This is a genomic window from Oribacterium sp. (assembly GCF_057249185.1).
In genome coordinates, this window is record NZ_DBHIGR010000225.1 from 1 (window position 1) to 2,875 (window position 2,875).

The following is a 2,875-nucleotide window of genomic DNA, read 5'->3' on the forward strand; positions in this document are numbered from 1 at the left end:
GGAAGCCCATTTCTCTAAGTTCCTTACCGCCGCATTGGAAGCCTTTTTCAATAGCAATACCGATGCCGGAAATTTCTGCATTTGCCTGCTTACAGATATCGATAAGACCCCTCATGGCCTTTCCTACAGCTAGGAAGTCGTCAATCAGCAAAACCTTGTCCTCAGGTCCCAAGAATTTCTTGGAAAGGGTTACGGTGAAATCTTTATTGTAGGTAAAAGAATGTACAGTGGAGGTGTAAAGATCGCCGTCAAGATTTTTACTCTTTGCTTTTTTCGCAAAGACAACCGGAACATGAAAATATTGTGCTGCACAACAGGCAAGGGCGATTCCGGAAGCTTCAATGGTTAAAATACGAGTAATCCCTTTGTCCTTAAAACGCTCATAGAATTCTTTTCCTAATTCTTCCAAAAGAGAAACGTCCAACTGATGGTTTAAAAAGCTATCCACCTTTAAAATATTACCCGGTCTGACTTGTCCATCCGCCTTGATTCTTTCTTCCAGCAGCTTCATTTGATCCCTCCATTTTATCCTTGACTCAGCCTATGATTCTACTCCTCTCAAAGTTCCCTGATTTCCTTTATTTAGGAAAACAAAAATGAACTTGTTTCAGAATAGTATGTATAGTAAAACATATTGTAGAAAAAAGAAAGGGGTTGGAAAGAAGATAATAGAGAAAAGCAAAGAAATTACGCAAATTTCTCAAAAGCAATTCCCTTTCCCGGAATAGAAGCTCATTTTTGGAAAAATAAGAAAGGAAAGAAAATGGATCAATGGAGCATCCCCATAGGGTATCAAGAGGTATTAGAAGATTATGCACAGAAAAATGCAGTGACAAGAGAAACGGCGTTTTCCAATCTGATGGATTTTATTCAATTAAAGGATCAGTATTTCTCTCAGATTTTGGTTTATATTGAAAATGCGGAGCAATACTTGGATGGGGGCGAGGAGATTCCGGAGCAGGAGCTACAGTTGGCTTATATGGAAAGCTTCGGAGAAAATACAGTAGGAGCCATGGCAAAGTGCTATTTTCGAAGATCGGAAAGCAAAGATCTTCTTTTGGCGTTGGGCTATGATAGTGAATTAAGTACCTGGGAAATTTTAAGCTTTTTCCAAAGAAAGATTCCTTCCATGGACTTAGAGGGAGATACGCTGTGCCTCTACTACGTTAAGGATATGAACAGACTTCCCGAAGCAAAAAAAAGCTTCTCCCTCTTGGAAAATGAAGAAGGAGAAGAGTATTGTAAGGCGGGATATTTTCCCTCCATCTATGTAGATGAAGAGGAGGAATGGGAAGAGGAGTAAGATTCCTAAGACTGCTTTTTCTTAGAACTTACTTTCTTGGCTAAACCGAATAGGATGTCCTAGTGGGAGCTATAATAGTTTCTAAAGAAATTTCTAATCTGACCTACCTGATACAAGGAACCCAGACAAAGAAGGAGAGTTTTCTCTTCTTCTTTTTTTACTGCATTCAGATTCCATTCCAGACCTTCTTCCAAGGTGTTGGGACAATAAATTTCACCACTGAAATGTTCCTGCCATTCCTTCTTTAAAATCTCCGGAGACTGTCCTCGGTGTGTCTCCACCTGGAAGAAACTAAAGCTTAGAGTATTGGTTTTTAAGAGCTCCAACATGGTCATATAATCCTTATCCGCCATAACGGAAAAGAAGATTCTCTTCTTGTAGTTCGGAAAAAGCATTTCTATAGAGCGCACCAAACTGTTTACCGCCTGGGGATTGTGGGCTCCATCAAGAATAATCAAAGGACGTTTTTTTAGAATTTCAAATCGTCCCGGCCATGTAACCGTCATAAGCCCCTGCTTTACGCAATCCTCAGGAATGGAAATGCCCCTTTCCTTCAGACAGTCTATCGCATCACAGATGACCATGGCATTGTCCAATTGATAATCCCCCAGTAAGGACAATGCATATTCATGTCTCTCACGATAGGAAAAGTATTGGTAGCCGTTGTCAATATGGAAGGAATAGGAATGAAAATATTTGGGATTGGTAATATGTAGCTTGGCATTTTTCTCTTTGCAAATTCTTCGAATCTCTTCCATGACCTCAGGCTTCTGATGCATTAATACCACAGGAGTATCTTTTGCAATAATACCACCCTTTTCACGGGCGATTTCTTCCAGAGTATCTCCCAAAATAGCGGTGTGTTCCAAACCGATATGGGCTATAACGGACAATTCTTTATGGGGAATAACATTGGTGGCATCCAGTCGTCCTCCAAGACCTACCTCCAGGACCACATAATCTACACCCTTTTCCAGAAAATAACAAAAGGCCAGGGCAGTCAGCATTTCAAAGGAATTGGGTTTCTCCTCTTCCAAGCTTTCGCTTAGCTCCCGCATTTTTAGACAAAGTCTTTTTAAATCCTCATCGGAAATCATTTCTCCGTCAATGGTGTAGCGTTCATTCATGATTTCTATATGAGGGGAAATATACATCCCGGTTTTATAACCCGAAAGACTTAAAATCTGTTGCAGGCTTTTCGCGACGGAACCTTTTCCGTTGGAGCCGGCAATATGGATAAATCGAAGCTTATTTTCCGGATTTCCACATTTTTTTAATAAATTTCTGGTTGGTTGAAGACCCATTTTACAACCGTACCAATCGTTTACCCCAAGAGTCTCCATACATTCTTCCCAAGTCATTTTAAAATTATCCTCCTTATATAAAGAACAAATTCTTCCCATAGAAAAACAGAGTAGCGAAAGCAATGAACAGCACTGCATTCGTTACTCTGTATTATAAATGTTTTAGTTTGCTATAGCATGAAAAATTTTGCGTTTTTCAAACAGCAAGACGATTGCATTAATGGCAAAGTATTGAAGAATACTGTTAATCAGTACTTGAAGTACACGG

The 2,875-nt window shown here is 39.8% G+C and carries 3 protein-coding genes; 1 reads left to right on the forward strand and 2 read right to left on the reverse strand.

What is annotated here, in order from left to right:
• Nucleotides 1–511: xanthine phosphoribosyltransferase (locus ACO4PX_RS09720; protein WP_485572487.1), on the reverse strand; the 511-nt coding region annotated here is incomplete at its 3' end.
• 252 nt (nt 512–763) lie between these two features.
• Here ACO4PX_RS09720 and ACO4PX_RS09725 point away from each other — a divergent pair.
• Complete coding sequence (locus ACO4PX_RS09725) at nt 764–1,303, forward strand: hypothetical protein (RefSeq protein WP_472450275.1); 540 nt, start codon at nt 764–766, stop codon at nt 1,301–1,303.
• 59 nt (nt 1,304–1,362) lie between these two features.
• Here the strand turns inward: ACO4PX_RS09725 and ACO4PX_RS09730 are convergent, their stop codons facing one another.
• Nucleotides 1,363–2,664, reverse strand: coding sequence for a bifunctional folylpolyglutamate synthase/dihydrofolate synthase (locus ACO4PX_RS09730; protein WP_472469207.1), 1,302 nt, complete (start codon nt 2,662–2,664; stop codon nt 1,363–1,365).
• Nucleotides 2,665–2,875 lie beyond the last annotated feature (211 nt).